The 20215-nt window shown below is 44.1% G+C and carries 15 protein-coding genes; 12 read left to right on the top strand and 3 right to left on the bottom strand.

Translation table 11 applies throughout. The annotated features are described in order from the left end of the window. The first annotated feature begins 62 nt into the window (after positions 1 to 62). The 3 genes from pnp (at position 63) to menD (ending at position 4932) form a co-directional block, all read left to right on the top strand. Positions 63 to 2201, top strand: coding sequence for a polyribonucleotide nucleotidyltransferase (gene pnp, locus L0659_RS24360; RefSeq protein ID WP_235129205.1), 2139 nt, complete (start codon positions 63 to 65; stop codon positions 2199 to 2201). A gap of 64 nt (positions 2202 to 2265) precedes the next feature. Continuing rightward, complete coding sequence (locus tag L0659_RS24355) at positions 2266 to 3129, top strand: RNA polymerase sigma factor RpoD/SigA (RefSeq protein ID WP_015810559.1); 864 nt, start codon at positions 2266 to 2268, stop codon at positions 3127 to 3129. Between the two features lie 63 nt (positions 3130 to 3192). Continuing rightward, entirely contained in the window at positions 3193 to 4932 is a 1740-nt protein-coding gene (gene menD / locus L0659_RS24350; RefSeq protein WP_235129204.1) for a 2-succinyl-5-enolpyruvyl-6-hydroxy-3-cyclohexene-1-carboxylic-acid synthase, read from the top strand. On the opposite strand, the gene L0659_RS24345 is transcribed toward menD, so the two are convergent. Further along, positions 4933 to 5925, bottom strand: a complete 993-nt coding sequence (locus tag L0659_RS24345) for a lipopolysaccharide assembly protein LapB (RefSeq protein ID WP_235129202.1) — start codon at positions 5923 to 5925, stop codon at positions 4933 to 4935. Positions 5926 to 5988: 63 nt separating this feature from the next. Here L0659_RS24345 and L0659_RS24340 point away from each other — a divergent pair, with 63 nt between their 5' ends. The 7 genes from L0659_RS24340 to trmB all read left to right on the top strand — a co-directional run bounded on the left by L0659_RS24340 (position 5989) and on the right by trmB (position 15258). Next, positions 5989 to 6240: a hypothetical protein gene (locus L0659_RS24340; protein WP_235129200.1), complete on the top strand. Its 252-nt coding sequence runs from the start codon at positions 5989 to 5991 to the stop codon at positions 6238 to 6240. Positions 6241 to 6398: 158 nt separating this feature from the next. Beyond that, positions 6399 to 9410 (top strand): tetratricopeptide repeat protein, encoded by a 3012-nt coding sequence (locus L0659_RS24335; RefSeq protein WP_235129199.1) that lies wholly within the window; start codon positions 6399 to 6401, stop codon positions 9408 to 9410. 43 nt (positions 9411 to 9453) lie between these two features. Beyond that, on the top strand, positions 9454 to 11124 hold the full coding sequence (locus tag L0659_RS24330; protein WP_235129197.1) for a TonB-dependent receptor: 1671 nt from the start codon (positions 9454 to 9456) through the stop codon (positions 11122 to 11124). Between the two features lie 28 nt (positions 11125 to 11152). Next, positions 11153 to 12244 carry an SPOR domain-containing protein gene (locus tag L0659_RS24325; RefSeq protein WP_235129196.1) on the top strand — a complete coding sequence of 364 codons (1092 nt, stop codon included), beginning with the start codon at positions 11153 to 11155 and terminating at the stop codon, positions 12242 to 12244. A gap of 103 nt (positions 12245 to 12347) precedes the next feature. Continuing rightward, a complete protein-coding gene (locus L0659_RS24320; protein WP_235129194.1) occupies positions 12348 to 13274 on the top strand; it encodes a hypothetical protein in 927 nt (308 codons plus the stop codon). Between the two features lie 8 nt (positions 13275 to 13282). Next, positions 13283 to 14584: a folylpolyglutamate synthase/dihydrofolate synthase family protein gene (locus L0659_RS24315; RefSeq protein ID WP_235129193.1), complete on the top strand. Its 1302-nt coding sequence runs from the start codon at positions 13283 to 13285 to the stop codon at positions 14582 to 14584. A gap of 14 nt (positions 14585 to 14598) precedes the next feature. Then, positions 14599 to 15258 (top strand): tRNA (guanosine(46)-N7)-methyltransferase TrmB, encoded by a 660-nt coding sequence (gene trmB / locus L0659_RS24310; protein ID WP_235129191.1) that lies wholly within the window; start codon positions 14599 to 14601, stop codon positions 15256 to 15258. 59 nt (positions 15259 to 15317) lie between these two features. On the opposite strand, the gene gap is transcribed toward trmB, so the two are convergent. After that, on the bottom strand, positions 15318 to 16331 hold the full coding sequence (gene gap, locus L0659_RS24305; protein WP_235129190.1) for a type I glyceraldehyde-3-phosphate dehydrogenase: 1014 nt from the start codon (positions 16329 to 16331) through the stop codon (positions 15318 to 15320). Between the two features lie 423 nt (positions 16332 to 16754). On the opposite strand from gap, the gene L0659_RS24300 reads away from it, so the two are divergent. Continuing rightward, positions 16755 to 17570: a 2,3,4,5-tetrahydropyridine-2,6-dicarboxylate N-succinyltransferase gene (locus L0659_RS24300; protein ID WP_235129189.1), complete on the top strand. Its 816-nt coding sequence runs from the start codon at positions 16755 to 16757 to the stop codon at positions 17568 to 17570. Positions 17571 to 17806: 236 nt separating this feature from the next. Further along, positions 17807 to 18235 carry a helix-turn-helix transcriptional regulator gene (locus L0659_RS24295; protein ID WP_235129188.1) on the top strand — a complete coding sequence of 143 codons (429 nt, stop codon included), beginning with the start codon at positions 17807 to 17809 and terminating at the stop codon, positions 18233 to 18235. Positions 18236 to 18280: 45 nt separating this feature from the next. Here L0659_RS24295 and L0659_RS24290 read toward each other — a convergent pair whose 3' ends face one another. After that, positions 18281 to 20194 carry a gliding motility-associated C-terminal domain-containing protein gene (locus L0659_RS24290; RefSeq protein WP_235129187.1) on the bottom strand — a complete coding sequence of 638 codons (1914 nt, stop codon included), beginning with the start codon at positions 20192 to 20194 and terminating at the stop codon, positions 18281 to 18283. Between the last annotated feature and the right edge of the window lie 21 nt (positions 20195 to 20215).

Here is a 20215-nt window from a genome sequence, read left to right as displayed (position 1 = left end):
GGAATTAACAAAACATTTGGAACGTCAGGATGGCGTTTCGCAGCTACAAAAAACATCTTTTTATGCTCTTTAATATAGTTACCAAGACTATACCCTTGCCGGACGGAAGGGAAATCATCATTGAAACAGGAAAATTAGCAAAGCAAGCCGACGGTTCGGTTGTAGTTCGTTTGGGCAACACTATGTTGCTGGCGACAGTTGTGGCTAATAAAGATATTAAGGAAGGTCTTGACTTCTTGCCATTATCAGTTGATTATCAAGAGAAATTCGCTTCTGCCGGACGTATTCCAGGCAGCTTCCAGCGTCGTGAAGGCAAGCTTTCGGATCCGGAGGTTTTGACAAGCCGCCTGGTGGACCGCGTTTTGCGTCCATTATTCCCGGATGATTACCACGCAGAAGTTCAGGTTAACATCTTGCTGATGTCGGCTGATGCAACTGCATTGCCTGATGCATTGGCAGCCCTGGCGGCTTCTGCTGCACTTGCAGCATCCGATATTCCTTTTGGCGGACCGGTTTCAGAAGTTCGCGTTGCGAAAATTGATGGCCAGTATGTGGTTAACCCAGGTTCAGCGGATCTGGAACGTGCTACATTGGAATTGATGGTTGGCGCAACTTACAATGACATCGCCATGGTTGAAGGCGAAATGAGCGAGGTTTCTGAGGAAGAGGTTGTGGAAGCATTGAAAGTGGCTCACGAAGTGATCAAGCAGCAATGTCTTGCTTTGAAAGAGTTCGAAGCGGCAGTTGGTAAAACAGAAAAGAGAGAATACGTAGGCGATCCATCGGACGAAGCGCTTGAAGCTCGTTTGAGAACATTTGCATACGATAAAATATATAAAGTAACCCAATTGGGCTCTACCAATAAAACGGTTAGAAAAGAAGGTTTCAAGGCAGTTTGGGAAGAATTTACGGCTTCTATTCCGGAAGACGAAGAAGGTTTTGACAAATCGTTGGCGAAACGTTATTTCAATGACCTGGTTTGGGAAGCATCGCGTCGCCTGGTTCTGGATGAAAGAATCCGTCTTGACGGCCGTAAACTGGATGAAGTTCGTCCTATTGCTTCTGAAATCGACTTCTTGCCAAATGCACACGGTTCTGCTTTGTTTACAAGAGGAGAAACGCAGTCATTGACAACCGTAACATTGGGTACGAAAAATGACGAGCAGATTGTTGATACGCCGATGAAATACGGTTACAGCAAATTCATGCTACATTATAACTTCCCAGGATTTTCAACCGGTGAAGTAAAACCAAACCGTGGTCCTGGCCGTCGTGAGGTTGGTCATGGTAACCTGGCTTTGCGTGCATTGAAAAAAGTATTGCCTGTTGCTGAGGACAATCCATACACTATCCGTATTGTATCTGATATCCTTGAATCAAACGGTTCGTCTTCTATGGCAACAGTCTGCGCAGGATCACTTGCATTGATGGATTCAGGTTTGAAGATCAAAGCGCCGGTTTCCGGAATTGCTATGGGTCTTATTTCTGATGACAAAACAGGCAAATACGCGGTTCTTTCTGACATTTTGGGTGATGAAGATCACCTGGGCGATATGGACTTCAAGGTAACCGGAACTGAAAAAGGAATTACGGCTTGCCAGATGGACATGAAAGTAAACGGACTTTCATACGAAGTTTTGACCGAGGCACTGATGCAAGCGAAAGCGGGCAGACTGCACATTCTTGGCGAAATGAATAAAACTCTGAAAGAAAGCCGCGCTGAACTTAAACCACATACACCACGTGCTATCGTAATCAAGATCGATCGTGAAATGATCGGAGCAGTTATCGGGCCTGGCGGTAAGGTTGTTCAGGATATCCAGAAAGAATCTGGCGCTACGGTTTCTATTGAAGAAAAAGATGGAGCAGGATTCGTAAGTATATTCTCTGCTGATAAGACTTCGATGGATAAGGCAGTTGCCCGAATCAAAGGAATTATCCTGGTGCCGGAGATCGGAGAGATCTATTCTGGTAAAGTGAAGTCAATTATGCCGTTTGGAGCATTCGTTGAGTTCTTGCCAGGAAAAGACGGCTTGCTTCACATTTCCGAAATCAAGTGGGAACGTCTTGAAAAGATGGACGGCGTGCTTGAAGTTGGAGAGGAAGTTCAGGTGAAATTGGTTGAGATTGATAAGAAGACTGGTAAGTACCGTCTGTCCCGGAAAGTGTTGCTGCCGAAGCCAGAGAACAAAAATGATTAAAATAGTGTTTTTGGTAACAGGGGCAATATTTAATGTCGTTATATATAAAATTAATAAAAGATAGATGAGACAGCTAAAGATCAGTAAGCAAATTACCAACCGTGAGAGTCAGTCGTTAGACAAGTATTTGCAAGAAATCGGGAAGGTGGATTTGTTGACGCCGGACGAGGAAGTGACGTTAGCTCAGAAAATTAGGGATGGTGACCAGCTTGCATTGGAAAGACTTACCAAGGCAAATCTTCGCTTTGTGGTGTCTGTGGCCAAGCAATATCAAAATCAGGGCTTATCATTGGGTGACTTGATCAATGAAGGTAACTTGGGTTTGATTAAAGCTGCTCAGCGTTTTGATGAAACAAGAGGTTTTAAATTCATTTCATATGCGGTTTGGTGGATTCGCCAGTCTATTCTGCAGGCACTTGCTGAGCAGTCGAGGATTGTACGTTTACCCCTCAACCGTGTAGGTTCTTTAAATAAAATATCAAAAACTTTTTCAGAACTGGAGCAGCGTTTCGAACGTGAGCCTTCGCCAGAAGAATTGGCGGAAGTGCTTGAAATCTCTTCATCTGAGGTTGTCGACACTATGAAAATCTCTGGTCGTCACGTTTCCATGGATGCTCCCTTTGTTCAAGGTGAAGAAAACAGCCTTTTGGACGTTTTGGAGAATGATTTGGAAGACAAGCCTGATTCCGGTTTGGTGAACGAATCATTGCGTAAGGAAGTACAGCGTGCGCTTTGCACATTGACTCAGCGTGAGGCAGACGTTATCGCATTGTATTTCGGCTTAAATGGCGAGCATGCTATGACGCTGGAAGAGATCGGTGAGAAGTTTAACCTAACCCGTGAACGCGTTCGTCAGATCAAAGAAAAAGCGATCAGAAGATTGCGTCACGTTTCCAGAAGCAAAGCTTTAAAAACATACCTGGGATAATCTGAACTGATCATGTTGCAGTTATCCGGTGATACAATACAGTATTAATTAAATAGCCTCGTAATGAGGCTATTTTTATTTACAGATATGGCCATTTTACAACCTTTGGTGGATCTTGCCGCCATTTGCTATGCCCAAGGCGTGAGACATGTTGTAGTCTCCCCAGGTTCGCGCAGCGCCGCGCTCACGCTTGCATTTACACGCTTCGGACGATTCACAATGCATGTTTGCATGGACGAGCGCTCGGCGGGCTTCATAGGACTTGGAATAGCGCAGCAAACGGGCGTTCCAGTCGTGCTAATCTGTACGTCCGGGAGTGCAGTCTATAATTTTGCTCCGGCGGTTTCTGAGGCGTTTTTTCAGCAAATACCGCTGGTGGTTCTTTCGGCTGACCGGCCTAAGGAATGGTTGCATCAATATGACGGGCAGACGATCTATCAAAGCGAAATTTTCGGTAAGCATATCAAGCGCTCATTCGAGTTTTCTGCCGATTACGGTCATGCGGATGTGAAATGGGCTATCAACCGAATATCTAATGAGGCAGTAACCCTGGCTGCAACCGCTCCTATGGGGCCGGTCCACATTAATGTTCCGATCAGGGAGCCGTTCTATCCTTCGATAGGAGATGAGATGGTTCCTTCGGCTAATCTAAAAGTAATTGACAGACAAGCAACTCAAAAGATCCTGGCACCGGAAGTTTGGAATGCATTGCTAGATGAATTTGAAGAATATCCTAAAATTTTAATAGCAGCGGGCCAGCATTTACCGGATCATGAACTGAGTGAAGTGCTGGCCAAAATCTCCGAAGAATGGGATATTCCGGTGCTGGCAGATACCATTGCCAATGTCTCTGGAGCACGCATAATCCGAAACCACGACCTTTTTGTGGCTGGTAAAAATGCCGGTCAACTCGTTCCGGATCTCTTGATTACATTCGGGTTGTCATTCATTTCCAAGGATTTTAAACAATTCATCAGGAAAAATCCGCCGCGAGCGCATTGGCACATTGGAGAAGATGCGTTTTTAGCTGATCCAACTCAGTCATTGACTAGAACCATCCCCGTTTCACCGCAATATTTTTTCAGAAATCTGTTTGAAAAGATTGATTATCAGCTATTTGTTCAAAATGCGGATCCGGAGACTGATTCTTCGTTTCTATGGAATTGGGCAGCTAATAATGACTTATCCGGCCAAATAAGACCATCTGTTAATCTAAATCTATCAAAGTTATCTGATTTAACATCGTTAGATTTTTTATTTAGATCTACTGATCGAGTTTATCAGTTACATGTTGCAAATAGTATGTCGGTCCGTTATGTCAATGTGCTTGATCTAGGTATTAACATTCGGAGTGTGTTTTGTAACAGAGGAACGAGCGGGATAGATGGATGTGTAAGCACTGCTATCGGTGCGGCTCTGGTGAATGGGGAAGAGACATTGCTCATTGTAGGCGACGTTGCATTTATGTACGACCGGAATGGGTTACTAATTAACGCACTCCCGCAAAACCTGAAAATTGTGGTAATTAATAACGCTGGAGGAAATATTTTCAGAATGATCGATGGACCGTCCGGACTTCCGGAGATCGAGACTTACTTTGAAACCAGACATGCATTCTCGGCAAAGCGAACTTGTGAAGATTCGAGCATTGCTTATTTCAGTTGTACAGAACCAGCATCACTTGAAGACTCAATCAAAGCTTTTTTAGAAAATAAGGGAATCAGTATGCTTGAAATATTTACGGACCCTTATGAAAATGAAAAGGTCTGGAAGGAACTTCGAAGACTCGGCCGGGAGCAGTAGTTACCGGCAGTTTTTTGCAGCTTCTGCAATGGCAAGCGAGTCATTCAGCACTATGCCTTGTTTCCAGATTTTGCATGCCTCTGCAGTATTTTTTTGCCGAAAATAAGCCTGTCCCGCCAGTCCGTAAAGCATATCCACCGGCTCCGCAATGTCAATAGCCTTTAAAAAGGATTCGATCGCTTTGTCGGACTGCCCGGCTTGTTGATAATAAATTCCCAGGTTTCGGAAAGCGTATCCATTTTTGGGCAATTTTTCGAGCGATCTTTCGATTAATTCCTTCGCCGGCTCCGACGAGCCGGTTTGCAAAAGCACATAACCTTTATTGTTGAGTGAATACGGATCGTCCGGCTTGGCAGATAAAACCTGATCAAAGTAGGAGAGTGCTGCTTTCCAGTTGCGTTCTTTTGTCGCAATTAGTCCCAGATTGTTGAGAGCTTCCGGTTGTGCAGGATTCAATGCAAGCGCATTTTCAAAATCTTCCTTGGCCGCTTTCCAGTTTTTGAGTCCGTAGTATATAGCTCCCCGGTTAACATATGCTTCAACATTCAACTTCTGTAATTGAATGGATCGATCATAGTCCGCAAGGGCAAGCGAGGCATTGCCTTCTGCGCCTAGCAGATTTCCACGAACAAGAAAAAACCTGGACGAATCCTTATAATCTTTTTCGATTTGCTGTAAATCCTGTTTCGCCTCCCTGAGTCGTCCCAGATCAAGCCCTGATTCTGCCCTGACGAGATTTGCCTGCGTGAGCGTAGGGTCGATTTTAATTGCTTCTGTCAAAATCTCGTGCGCATCTTCCGGCCTTCCCATTTTCAATAAAGTTATCCCCTTATTGAGATAGGCGTCTGAAAAATCTGCATTTTTGGCAATTGCTTCGTCGTATAGGCGTAATGCTTCGGCATAGTTCTTTTGACTCAATGCCTGGTTCCCTTTCAGGAAGAAGTCAGCAGCATCTTTCTTTTCCTGACCAGAACAAGCAGCAAGAATTAGCACTAAAAATATTAGTATTCTATTTAGTTTAATACTGATAATCATAAGGTTGCAACTATTTATGAAATGAGATATATTAAGGATATACCCAACGACAAATTTAAGATCGGTCTATATCAATGGAACAACAAATACATTGTCAAAATTGAGTCCGGCATGTATGAGCAAACTTACAAAATCGATGACTACGAAATCGAAACGCCCGCAGAAATAGAACGCTGCATGGACGAATCATTTATCGCTGCAATAACTTTACGGTTCGACGCAATGCATGACGATTTTTCGGGGTCTTTGATGCGGAATGAAGTGATCTTCTGAGGCTATCAATTATGCCTTTACTTCCAACGTATACGGTTTTAGTACAGTTTTCGTTAGATAGCAAACAATTTTAAGAGGTAAGAGCGCACCAAAATTCTCTTTAAAAAGATATGGTTAATGACATTAATTCAAATCAAAAATTCACCAACTCAGTCTCTATGGTTTTTAAACACGGCGCCTCCACTTTCGGAATGCTTTTATATGTAGGCGCATCTTCGGTTTTTGCTCAGAGTACATTAAGCATTACAGAACCGGAAGCCCATTTTCGAAACGGCCTGGAATATTATGAAAAGTCTAATTACGTAGCCGCCAGGCAGGAGTTCAATGAATTTCTGGGCACTGATGATAAGTTGCTGAGTACTACGGATTATAACAAGGTTACGGCGGAATATTATGTGGCAGTTACGGGCTTGTATCTCAACTATCCTGAGGCGGAAGTACAAGTGGACCGTTTTGTGAAAAACCATTCTGAGCACCCCAAGGCCCAGCAGATTTACGGTGACCTTGGCCGTTACTATTACGAGTCGGGTCAATATGAAAAAGCGATTACCTATCTGGATAAGGCCGTTAATGTGGCAGGAAACGGTGCGAACAAGCTGGAAAGCACTTATCAGCTTGCCATGTCCTATTATAACACGCAGCAGCTGGATGCAGCACTGCCATTGTTTAATCAGGTCAAAACGGAAACATCCTTTGCGAATGCAGGCGATGCTTCTTTTTATGCCGGTGTAATCAATTATCAGAAAAATAAGTTTGAAGAAGCTTACCAGGATTTCCAAAGGATAGAAGACCATCCTTACTATAAGAATGAAGCGCCTAACTGGATCATCTCTTCATTATATCAATTGAAGCGTTATGACGAGCTGCTAACCTATGGTGAGAAGATCCTTAAATCGCAACGGGGCAATACTAAACTGGATGACGTAGCATTGTATGTCGCAGAAGTGTATTATGAAAAGGGCGATTATGCTGCGGCGGTAACTTCCTACGAGCGTTACAAGCGTATGAAACCGGGCGTTGTGCCTCCGACTGTGGCTTTACATTACGGTCATGCGTTGTTCAGGAATGGTAACTATGACGCTGCTATAACGAACTTAAAGCCTATCGGACCCGGCAAAGATTCTGTTTCGCAGTATGCTTCTTATATACTGGGAATCAGCTACTTAAAGACTTCTAACTCAACTTATGCTTTAACCTCCTTTGACAATGCCGCTAAGCTTGACTTCAACCCGGTAATTAAGGAAGAAGCTGCTTACAACCATGCAAAGGTGCAATTGGAGTCAGGTAACAACAATGAGGCTGTTAAGGAGTTTAATGACTTCATGGCAAGGTATCCCCAGAGCAAACATACGGAGGAAGCCACGGAGTTGGTAGCAGAAGGATATGCCAGCGCTAGCAACTCAGTTGGGGCGATAAAGTACATAGAAGGTCTTTCCAAGCGGAATGCTAAAATTAATGGCACCTATCAACGGCTTACCTATAACCAGGGAGTGCTTGATTTCAATGCACAGAAGTTTGATAATGCGATTGTGATGTTTGATAAGTCCATTAAGTTTCCATTGGACGAACAACTTTTCATCTCTGCAACTTATTATAAAGCGGAGTCTACATATGGTTTGAACAAAATCGACGAAGCGGCTAACCTTTATTCCCAAATCTCGAAAAATCCCAAGGCAGGGATTTATGCAAGAAAGAGTCTGTACGCTTTGGGATACATTTATTACAACCAGAAAAAATACGCCCAGGCGTTAACATACTTTAAGGAGTTTACCAATAACATTGAGGGCATCGAGCCGGCCATGATTGAGGATGGCTTTTCACGGTTAGCGGATTGCTACTTGGCTGCCAAAAATTACAATGAGGCTATTAAGACTTACGAGCAGGTTTCGTCCAAGGGTAAAGTGGATAAGGATTACGCATTGTTCCAGAAGGCCCGCGCGTATGTGTACATGAACCGCGAGCAGGAAGCGCGCAGACAGTTCGATCTGTTGATCAGTCAATATCCGCAATCGAGATATCTGGATGACGCATACTTCCAGCTGGCCGACATTGATTTTCAAAAACAGAGTTACTCTGCTGCTGTGAAGGGTTTCACAAGAATGATCAACGAAAAGCCAAAAAGTAACGCGATACCCGCAGCATTGCTTCGTCGGGCGCAATCTTACTATAACTTACAGGTTTACGAACAGGCTATTGTCGATTTCCGAAAGATCCTGACCGAGTATGCGGATTCACCATCTGCGAACAGCGCTCTGGAAGGAATTCAGGAGGCTTATACGGCAGTAGGACGTCCGGAAGAATTTACGCAAGTGCTGGGAGTGGTCAGGAAGAACAATCCGGGCAATGAAAAACTCGAAGAAGTTGAGTTTGACAACGTGCGTAACCTTTATTATGCCGAGAAATATGAGAATGCGATCAATGCATTGCAGGGCTTTATTCAGAGTTACCCGGCGAGCAAGCATCAGTATGACGCGAATTATTTCATCGCTTCTTCTTATGACAAAATCGGAAAAGTGAACGAGGCGCTTCAATATTTTGGTAAAGTGGTTCAGCAAAACAAATCAACCTTCGTGGCAGCATCTGCCCAGCGTTCTGCTGAACTTGAAATTGGCCGTGGAAACTATAACAATGCAGTTTCAAATTTCCGCGTACTGCTTCGCAATTCCGAAAGCAAGAAAGAGCAGGCACAAGCATGGGTGGGCCTGATGGACACTTATTATACATTGAAGAGCTACGACTCAACATTGTATTATGCCAAAGAAGTCATCAATAGCGGTAACCTGATTCCCGGTGCAGTTGGGAAAGCGCAGTTGTATGCTGGTAAAGTGCCTTACGACCGTGGAGACCTGACAAAAGCAGCGGAAGAGTTTAAGAAAATCTCGGCATCTTCGAAAGATGAATATGGTGCAGAGGCGAGTTACTGGTCGGCTGTGATACTTTCTAAGAATAAAAAATTCAAAGAGGCCGAGACTGCGATCATTGAGATGGGCAAGAATTTCGAGGGATATGATTATTGGCGTGTAAGGTCTTTTATACTGCTTGCTGAGGTGTACGTCGGTCTGAATGAAATGGGACAGGCTAAGGCCACATTAACTTCCATTATCGACAATTCCGACGATAAAGAAGCAGTTAAGCTTGCGAAGGAGAAATTGGCTCAGATCAGTAAATAAAAAAGATTCATTCCTGCGGGACTAACAGAAAATATTAAGACTCATGACGAAATCCATCGCGATACGTTCTTCCTTATTCCTATTGACACTTGGCTTTTCTTCCCAGTTTGCATTGGCGCAACGGGGGGAGATCGAAAGCCAGACTTATGAGATTGTAAAAGAAAAAAGCATTGAATTCGCCCCTGCAAACCGGGTTTATGATAAAGTTGATCCTATAAAAGGCGAAACAGGCAAGAAAAAAGTTGACTACCAGATAATTGATCCCCAAATAGACCTTTCGTCGCCCAAGCTGACGCCAAGCGTGGCTGCTTCTTCGGATGAACAAAAGCGTAAAGACGAGCCGGATGTCCTTAACAATTATGTAAAGCTTGGAGCGGGCAATTACGGCCGTTTCCTGGGCGAAGCATTTGTAGGAGGCCGTCCTTCCGAAGATCTGGTCTTTACAACGCAGCTGAAACATTTATCGGCCGCGAATGGTCCGGTGGACAATAAGAACTCCGCCAACGCTGCCACAAACTTTAAAATAGGCGGAAAGTACATTCGCAGCAAATACAAAGTAGAGGCAGCGCTCGACTACGACCGCAAGAATTATTACTTCTATGGTTACCAGCCGCAGCCAGAAACCGTTCAGGTGGACCGGGACAGCATTCGCCAGACGATCAATAGATTTGGCGTATCACTGGGCTTCGAAAATACAGATGCCTCTGTGCTGGTTGATTATTCTGTAAAAACAAGCCTGCACACATTGCGCGACCGTTACGAAGCTTCCGAATTGGATTGGGGGACTAAATTAATGGCTTCCGTGCCGCTTTCGGAATCTTTCCATGCATTGCTGGAAGCCGACGCGTTCGTGACGCAGCGTGTTGACAGGTTTACCTACAACCGAAATCTTTTCCGCGTAAAACCAACATTCAAATACACATCAGACCTATTCTCGGTGACTGCGGGGATAAATGTTGCTAACGAAACGGACAGTGAGTTGGAGATCAACCGGACAAAAGCATTCCCGGTTTTAAACATTGACGTCGCACCATTTGCCGGACTTCACATTTTCGCAGGCTGGAATGGTGATATGGTGAGAAATACACTGAAAAGTATGCTGGGCGAGAATATGTGGCTGGGTCCCAATGTTCAAATACTTAACACTGATAAGGACTACGAAGTGAGCGCTGGTGTAAAGGGTGAAGGACTTGCAGGCTTCAACTACGAGGGGAAAGTGGCGTATACGCAGTACAGGAATTTTTATTATTTCAACAACTCCCTTGCCGACACTTCCAAGTTCGCGATTATTTATGATCCTGGTAAAACAAAAGTGCTGAGCATTTCCGGTCAGGCAGGATATAATTTCAATGATCTGTTCAAAACGTCTGTTAAAGTAAATTTCTTTGATTACTCGGTGGCCGAGCTGGAAGAGCCCTGGCACCGTCCGGATCTTACGTTAAACTGGTTTAACGCGCTTGCGATCAGCAAGAAGTTGTTTGTAACAGCGGATTTCTATATGTTGAGAGGAATAAAAGCAAAAAATTTCCAGAGCGGCGAAGTCACCAAATTGCCGGTTATTGCAGATCTTAATTTCAAGATTGATTATCTGTTAACCAGGAACTTCTCTGCATTTGTGTCACTCAACAACGTGTTGGGCAAGCAGTATCAGCGTTACCAGTATTACCCGCAGCAGGGACTAAACTTTATTGGAGGATTATCGTTTTCTTTTTAACTTCGCTGAGTTAACTGAAAAAACGTTCATGATAGCAGTCGAAACAGTCATCCGAAAACTTGTAGGTGAATATGAATTTGTAATCATTCCAGGATTCGGAGCATTGCTTTCGCACCAGATCCCGGCTGCTTATGATGCGATGTCACAAACTTTTTCCCCACCTGCCAAGAAGCTAGCTTTCAACGAGTTCCTGAAACTTGACGACGGACTTTTGGCAAACTACATATCGCGTCACGAAAGTGTTTCGCATTTGGAGGCGGTTGAATATGTGAAAGGTTATACCGACGGACTGCGACATAATCTGGAACAACGCGGCCAGGCGCAGATTACAGGGATAGGCGATTTTAGCAAGAATATTGAGGGTAAGCTGGTTTTTGAACCTAACACTGAAAAATATTTCAAAGACGAATGGTATGGTTTTGAGAAAATCAGGGCTAAACAAGCTGATAAAAAGATAGTTCCAATTGCTGTTGCAGACAATTACATTGCAGAGGAACAGGTTGAAGTCATTGAAGCAGAGGAAGAAAGAACGAACACGTTCAAGTGGGTAAGATGGGCTGCTGCGGCCGCCATTGCAACATTGATCTGCGGTTTGAGTGTGTTTTTGGTTAATTCAAGAAACGGAGACATTCAGAGCACACTAAATCCTTTTACAGAGTTGTTTTCTAAAACAGAAACTGTGAAAGCGGAAAGCGTGGAAACCACTGTTGTTGAACCTGTTTCCAAAGAGCCAGCCGTAAAGCCGGTAACCAACGAAGATTCTGTTGCCGTTACTGCATTGCCTGTTGAAGTTCCTACACCAGCGAAGGACGATTCAGTTAAAGCAAAATTGGCGATCCCGGCGGTTAAACCCGAAGCAATTGCAACCATCGAGCCGACTTCATCTTCAAAGTTCTATGTGATAGCAGGAACATTCAAAGGGGTCAAACAGGCGAAAGTGCTTTTGGCCCAATTGAAGGAAAAAGGATTTGAAGACGCAAGCATTTTACCTCCCGACCGGTTCGGAAAGAAAGTGAAGGTTGCAGCAAACGGATACGGCACTGAAACAGAAGCTTACCGCGCCTCCAACAAACTGAAAGGAGTCATTGGAGAAGCAGGCTGGGTTTACAAGAAAAAATGATCAGAATAACATAGAAAAGGAAGCATTAAAGTGCTTCCTTTTTTCGTAACACACGATTTTTTTTAATTTTACGTTGTTGGAATAGTAAAATATAGCAAATACAATGATTGTATTACAAGCAGAAGATCGTCAGAGAATTGCAGTTTCCTGGGCTATGTCCATCGGAATTACAATTGCAATGCTGGGCTTATTCTTCTTTATCAGGCTCAACAGCTCTATGCCGAAAGTTGCGCCTATGGAGCTCTTTGTGGAGGTTAATTACGGAACGGATAAAGTCGGCAGGGGCGATGTGCAGACATTCAATAAGCCCAACGACAGCAAAGTCGCAGAAAACATGCGTGCTGATGCGGATGAAGTAAAAAAGGTTAAGTCGGTGGCAACACCAAAACCTACACCGCCGACGCCTCCGAAAATTGAGCCGGTTAAGCCTACAAAAACAGTTGCAGAGAAGCCGGTGATCACCTCCAAGGCCGAGAGCCCGGTGGAAGCGCCGGAAAAGAGCGAGAGTAAAAAATCGACCGGTTCAGAAGCTTCATCAGCACCGGCAGCCAAGCCAACGCCTGAAAAGGCAGTTAATAAAGATGCATTATTTACGAAATCTTCCGGAAGCAAGTCAGGAAGTAACGGCACCAACGGCACCAAGAGTGGCGTGGGGGGCAATAACAATGGTGACGATGCGGAAGGAGTAGGAGATAAAGGTTCGAAAACGGGAAGCCTGTTCGCCAAAACTTACAAAGGCGAAGGCGGCGGTGGCGGAACGGCGGTAGGATTGAGCCTGTCCGGGTGGAGCTGGTCGAGAAGGCCTGTTGTAGACGATAATTCAGACGCTACGGGCGACATTACATTTAAGATCACAGTAGATAAGAACGGGCGCGTGAAGAGCATTATCACGCAGAATACGACGGTAACTGATTATTCGGTCGTTAACAAATACAAGAGTGCAGTTCGGGATTTGACTTTTATTCCAAAGTCTTCAAATGTGCCGGATGAGTCAGTTGGAACGATCACATTTAAAATCCGTTCCCAATAGTTTTTAGAATGAATTACCAGGAAACATTGGATTATCTGTATAGCCGCCTGCCGGTTTTTCAGAATATTGGGGCCCGTGCTTTTAAGCCGGGCCTTCATACTACCCAGGAGCTTTGTAAGTCTTTGGGCGATCCCCAACTTCATTATACAACCCTTCACATTGCCGGAACAAACGGCAAAGGAAGCACTTCTCACATGTTAGCTGCGGTGTTGCAGCAGGCAGGTTATAAGGTTGGGCTATACACTTCGCCTCACTTAAAGGATTTCAGGGAGAGAATACGGGTAAATGGTCAACTTGTCACTGAGGATTTTATCATTGATTTTATCAGTGAAAATAAATCTAACATTGAAAGGTTATCTCCTTCATTCTTCGAAGCGACGGTTGCCATGGCTTTTTCTTATTTTTCCAAAATGTCTGTGGAAGTTGCAGTGATTGAAGTTGGAATGGGCGGCCGTATGGATTCAACCAACATTATCACTCCGGCATTGTCCGTAATCACCAATATCAGCCTGGATCATACGCAGTATCTCGGTGAGACATTAGAGGAGATCGCATCCGAAAAAGCAGGGATAATCAAGCCTACCATCCCTGTTATAGTCAGTGAAAAGCAATCCGATGCCATCAGTAATGTGCTTTCCGGTACAGCCCAAAAGGTTGATGCGCCGATTTTGTATGCATCAGAGATCTATAATGTAGAAAAAAAAGGGCTTAGGTATGGTTTGATGGAAGTTGATGTAGTTGAAAAAGAAACGCTTAGAAAGACAATAGAAGGCCTGCGTTTAGACCTTACCGGTTCTTATCAGTTGAAGAATATCGGGGGCGTAATTGCGGCAATTGAGACATTGAGGAAACAGGGTTGGGCGCTCCCAGATGCCCATGTGCGTGAGGCACTTTCATCGGTCACCAAAATAACGGGACTGAAAGGCCGCTGGCAAAAGCTAGGGGAAAATCCGGATGTTTATTGCGATACAGGCCACAACACGGCCGGCCTGGCATCCGCGCTGGAACAATTTGAAAGCATTGCAACCGAGGTTCAGCGCTTTGTTGTCGGTTTTGTTGGGGATAAGGACATTTCGTCCATGCTGCAATTATTTCCCTCGGATGGCGTGTTTTATTTCTGTCAGCCGTCGAATATGCGTGCCCTTGATGCGAATGAGCTGGTCACGCTAGCAAGCTCGTATGGTCTTGAAGGAAGGGCTTTTTTAAATGTAAATGATGCACTGGCAGCTGCAATTAGTGAATCCGATTCCCACGATACAATATATGTGGGCGGAAGCACATTCGTAGTTGCAGACATTAATGATTTGTAATTGATATTGATAGAATGACAAGGAGAAAGTTAGAGCACTACAAGTTTAGCGCCCAGGCGGCGAATGTGATTGAAGCAGGAAAACCATTATATACCACGATCAAAGGGCATTGGAACAAAATATACTTTGAAAATGATCAACCGGTCGTCGTAGAACTGGCCTGCGGAAAGGGTGAATACACCATCGGATTAGGTAAACAATTTCCGGAAAAGAACTTCATCGGAATGGATATCAAAGGCGACCGCATTGCCCGCGGCAGTTTTATAGCGACCGAGCAAAATCTGTCGAATGTTGCGTTTTTAAGGGCAGGCATTCAGTATGCAGACGAATTTTTCGAGGACAATGAGCTCAGCGAGATTTGGCTTATCCATCCGGATCCGCAAGTGCGGGACCGGGATGAAAACAAAAGGCTCACCAATCCTCAATTCCTGGCCCGATATGCAAGATATTTGAAAGCGGGAGGAATGTTCTACCTAAAAACAGACAGCACCTTTCTATACGATTACAGCCTCGAGAAACTCAACGAATCAGAAAGATTTAACGTTATAGAACATACGTCTGATCTTTACGAATCGCATCTGCATGAAGAACATTATGGCGTGAGGACACATTACGAAAGCATATTTGTATCAAAGGGCTACACAATCAAGTACATTAAAGCAGTTGTCTTATAAACAAAGCGGCCTTTTTATCGAGTGATAAAAAGGCCGTTTTCGTTATGCTTATCAATTTATTACTTGCCGATCAAACTTGCGAAGTAGTAAACTGTTCTTACCAATTGAGATACGTATGACATTTCATTGTCGTACCAAGCAACCGTTCTAACGATCTGTGTATCACCAACTTTCTGTACTCTTGTTTGCGTTGCATCAAAAAGTGACCCGTAGCTGATACCAATAATGTCGCTGCTCACGATTTCATCTTCTGTGTATCCGTAGCTTTCGTTAGATGCCTCTTTCATTGCTGCGTTGATCTCTTCAACCGAAGTTTCTTTTCCAAGAATAACAGTCAATTCAGTCAATGAACCAGTCAATGTTGGAACACGTTGCGCAGAACCATCCAGTTTTCCTTTCAATGCAGGAAGAACAAGTCCGATCGCTTTTGCAGCGCCGGTGCTGTTCGGAACGATGTTCTGTGCAGCTGCACGGGCTCTTCTCAAATCACCTTTTGGATGCGGTGAATCTTGTGTGTTCTGATCATTTGTATAAGCGTGGATGGTTGTCATCAAACCATTAACGATGCCGAATTTCTCTTCCAACACCTGAGCCATTGGCGCAAGACAGTTGGTTGTACAAGAAGCGCCGCTGATGATTGTTTCAGAACCGTCCAGAATGTCATGGTTCACGTTGAAAACGATTGTTTTCAGGTCGCCGGTAGCAGGAGCGGAGATAACTACTTTTTTCGCGCCAGCTTTAATGTGGGCACTTGCAGACTCCTGGCTGGTAAAGAAACCTGTACATTCCAGAACAACATCTACATCATGCGATCCCCAGGGAATTTGAGCAGGGTCACGTTGTGCATATATAACGATATTCTCGCCGTTGACAACAACTGAATTGTCAGTTGATTTCACATCAGCGTCAAAACGGCCTTGTGCAGTGTCATATTTAAGCAGGTGGGCCAATACTTTTGGGCTGGTAAGGTCATTGATAGCAACTATATCGATGCCTTCCATATTATAAATCTGACGATAAACCAGACGGCCTATGCGGCCAAATCCATTGATAGCAACTTTAACTTTTGACATGTCTTTCTAGTGATTGTTTATTACTGACGCGAAATTAACAAAAATGTGCCCTTATTTAAAGGAATCATTGAAAAAACTGATTCAATTGTAAAAGCAAAATGATTACTATTCTAATTAGCAAAATGATCGAAAAGCTATTTTAGTTAGTATTTTGTCGAATTTACTAATATAGATAGTATTTATTTCTCTGTATGTCTATTTATATTAAGTAATATATGTCCTTATATTTGTCGTGGCTGAAATAACGATGTGGGATATCCAATACAGGATTACTTCATAGAGAATGCGGTAAGCTATTAGAACCAACTGGGCGAATTCGAGGATTTTGCGAAACGGCAGTTTTTCGAAATTTAATGTTGAGTAATGCCATAACTATCTATAATACAGTACTTTAATACAATTTAACTAATCTACTACTTAAACATGTTTATTGCAGAAAAGATTGAGTCTTACTGGTCCAACAGGGAATTATTAAAGGATGCTGATTCGGTGAATTACATTAAAGAAGTCATTGAGGAAGTTGATAAAGGCCGGTTAAGAGTGGCCGAACCGCAGGAAGATGGTTCATGGAAGGTTAATGAGGCTTTGAAGAAAGCGATTATTCTTTATTTTCCTATTCAACAGATGTCCGTTAGTGAAGTGGGCATTTTTGAATACCATGATAAAATGAAATTGAAGACCGGTTACGACAAACTGGGCGTTAGGGTGGTGCCGCCAGCCGTTGCGCGTTATGGTGCATACATATCTAAAGGTGTTGTGCTGATGCCATCGTACGTTAACATCGGCGCGTACATCGACGAAGGCACAATGGTTGACACCTGGGCAACTGTCGGAAGCTGCGCACAGATAGGCAAGAACGTCCATCTGAGTGGGGGTGTAGGAATTGGCGGTGTACTGGAACCTGTACAAGCTGCTCCTGTGATCATTGAGGACGGAGCATTCATCGGTTCGCGATGCATTGTGGTTGAAGGGGCACACATTGGTAAAAGAGCTGTTCTTGGCGCTGGCGTAACCATTACCGGCAGCTCGAAGATCATTGATGTAACAGGCTCTGAGCCCGTTGAATACAAAGGTTTTGTTCCCGCAGATTCTGTTGTGATCCCTGGAACGCTTCCAAAAGAATTCGCAGCAGGAACATACCACGTTCCCTGCGCATTGATCATTGGAAAGCGTAAAGCAAGCACAGATCTTAAAACATCATTAAATGATGCACTGCGTGAAAACAATGTGACAGTTTAGTTTAATAAATTCTAATTGTTGGAGGGCGTTATCTCAGATAGCGCCCTTTTTCTTTGAGTTTACAGGTTAATACGGGATCTAATAGTTATTGACAGCGCTATTTAATAATGTCAACAGTCCAAAATTGACAATGCTAAACGAACAGTTTACAAACGTAACAATATTATTTGCTTAACATTTGTAAATACAAATTGCATTTAATAACTTGCATGCAACATTGTAAACCATATGCCCGGATGGATTTAAACGATAAGATCAAGCAAATTCTGACTGACAAAAATATCTCGCCTTCTATATTCGCAGATGAGATCGGGATACAACGGTCCAGCATGTCCCACATTCTTGCAGGAAGAAACAAGCCAAGCCTGGATATCGTACAGAAGATTGTGAGGCGCTTTCCTGAACTTGGTACGAATTGGATTCTGGATGGTGAAGAGCTCCCATTTATTACGGCGGAATCATCCGCTGCCGAAAGTCTTGGACAGCTCGAAATCCTTAGCTCTACACGAAACAATCGAGAGCCAAACGCCAGGCAGCTGGGGAGATCCGAAAAAAACTCTTTAAATGGGAAACCTTCTGCTGCGGCTACCAACTCCTCCCGTACCAGACAAATAGAGAAAATTCTTATTTTTTACTCAGATGGGACATTCGAAGAAGTAAAATGACATCATCTAACAATGTAAGATAATTTACCGTCAATAAGTAATTTGTTATTTTAGCAAAATAATTGTGCCATTCAAGCTCATTTCAGCGGTTTTGATGGTATATGGATAACTCCCGGCCGGAACTGGTGTGTTATCTTTGTATCTGCCGTTCCAAGGCTCTTGATAGCCCTGTGACGCGTAAACAATCTCACCCCAACGGTTGTAAATGCGCATTTCAAGGATCTGATCTTTGGCATTAAATATCTCAAACCGATCATTATGCCCATCATCATTCGGTGTAAATGATGTTGGGATATGCATTTTCGAGATCACATAGACATCCGTAGATGCTTCTGCCTTACATCCATTTTCAGACTCGACAATGATGGTATATCGCGTATCGGTTAGCGGACCCACAACTGCGTCTCGCACGTCATTCGCAGATACAAGTCCGTCCGGCGGAGACCAGAGATATTTATATGTATTTGGTTCAGCAGGATTAATTGCTGGCCGCAGCGTTACCTTAGATCCTTCAACAACACCCTTTCTGGCAGGAAGTGTTACAGAAATCGACTCTTTCCTGATGAGCACCGTGTCGGAACCTGTGCAGCCGGTTGCCTCATTGGAGATCAGCAAGGAATAAGATCCGGAATCCTTAGCCTCCAAAGTGGGCTGCTTATCATTGAGCACCGCATTATCCCGGCTCCATGAAAGCACCTGCCCATTGGCCACAGTTCCTCCGTTGGCCACTAAAATGGAAACTTCCCCATCGCAAATGATATTCTTATCCGCTGAAATAATGGCTTCAACCGGCGGAGCTAGGGACACATTTACCATCAGCGACGATGTGTCGCGGGAGCATTTTTGTGTATAGCTCTTGATAACCGAATAAACACCCGTATCGCTCACCGCGATGGAAGGATCAGTTGCACCCGGAATGTTCAAACCGTTGCGCTGCCATTGATATGACCAGTCGGCTGAGTTCTCGGTTTGCAATGTGACGGGCCGCTCAGGGCAGAACGAGACCTCGGTAACCGGCGCCGCATTCATCATAATCACTGGCTGCTCCGGCTGATCATCATTGCAGTCGATCACCAAAAGCTGAAAGTCTCTTCTTATTACGCCGATTTTCCTGCCATTTCTATATTCTTCCACCTGAACCGAGAAGACATATAAACCCAGCCTGTTCGCCGTGACTGTAAGTTTTCCGGTGTTATCGATGGCCAGCGGCCGCTGGCCTGGAATCACATTGGCCAAAGAAATCCCATTCTCCCAGGTCACGGGCGGATAACCCGATTTTGATGAGTTGTCTCCATTGATCATATTGGGTGTGGTGTAACCCCGATAAGGTGTAACCAGCGAATAGCGCAGTTCATCTCCATCGTCGTCCGACGCCGACATATTCATAGAAAATGCCCTGTTGCTGCATATATATTGTCCGTTTGGCGCTGAAAACTGCGGAGAAGCATTGCGGGTGGTAACGGGTGGAAATTCCAGATAAAACACCATTCCCATCTCACCCGGGTTTTTAATGTTATTGATATCCGTATTACGGCAACACCTTTCCCAAACAATGTAATAACCTTCCGGATCATTATAATCCTGGTTAGGCAATGTTACACTTCCTTTATAAGTTCCGATAACTGTGCTCAATGAGCGCAAACTTGCACAAGCTTTATTTTGATACTGGATGGTCTCAGAAGATAAATAGCGCACCCGAACCTGCTGCATGAACCGAACGTCACGCTTTCTATAAATGTAAATATCAGCAGCTTCGTCCCGGTTCCCATTCCCATTTGGGGATGGTTCCTGCAAATTATTCCTGTCCCAATATTGAATCAGTGTAATTTCAAAAGCATTGGCATTTGCAAGCGGACGCATCAAAAGTTCCCCTCCGACGATGTGATCGGCATTTGCTTGTGTTGGAAGAAAAGCTAACAGTGGAAGAAACCACACCAGACCTCGTAAATATCTTGTCATCAACCTCACTATTTTGGAACA

The sequence above is a fragment of the Dyadobacter sp. CY347 genome (assembly GCF_021502655.1).
In the GTDB taxonomy this organism is placed as follows: Bacteria; Bacteroidota; Bacteroidia; order Cytophagales; family Spirosomataceae; genus Dyadobacter.
Note: the sequence above shows the minus strand (reverse complement) of the source record. Positions and strands in the feature narration are given on the sequence as shown.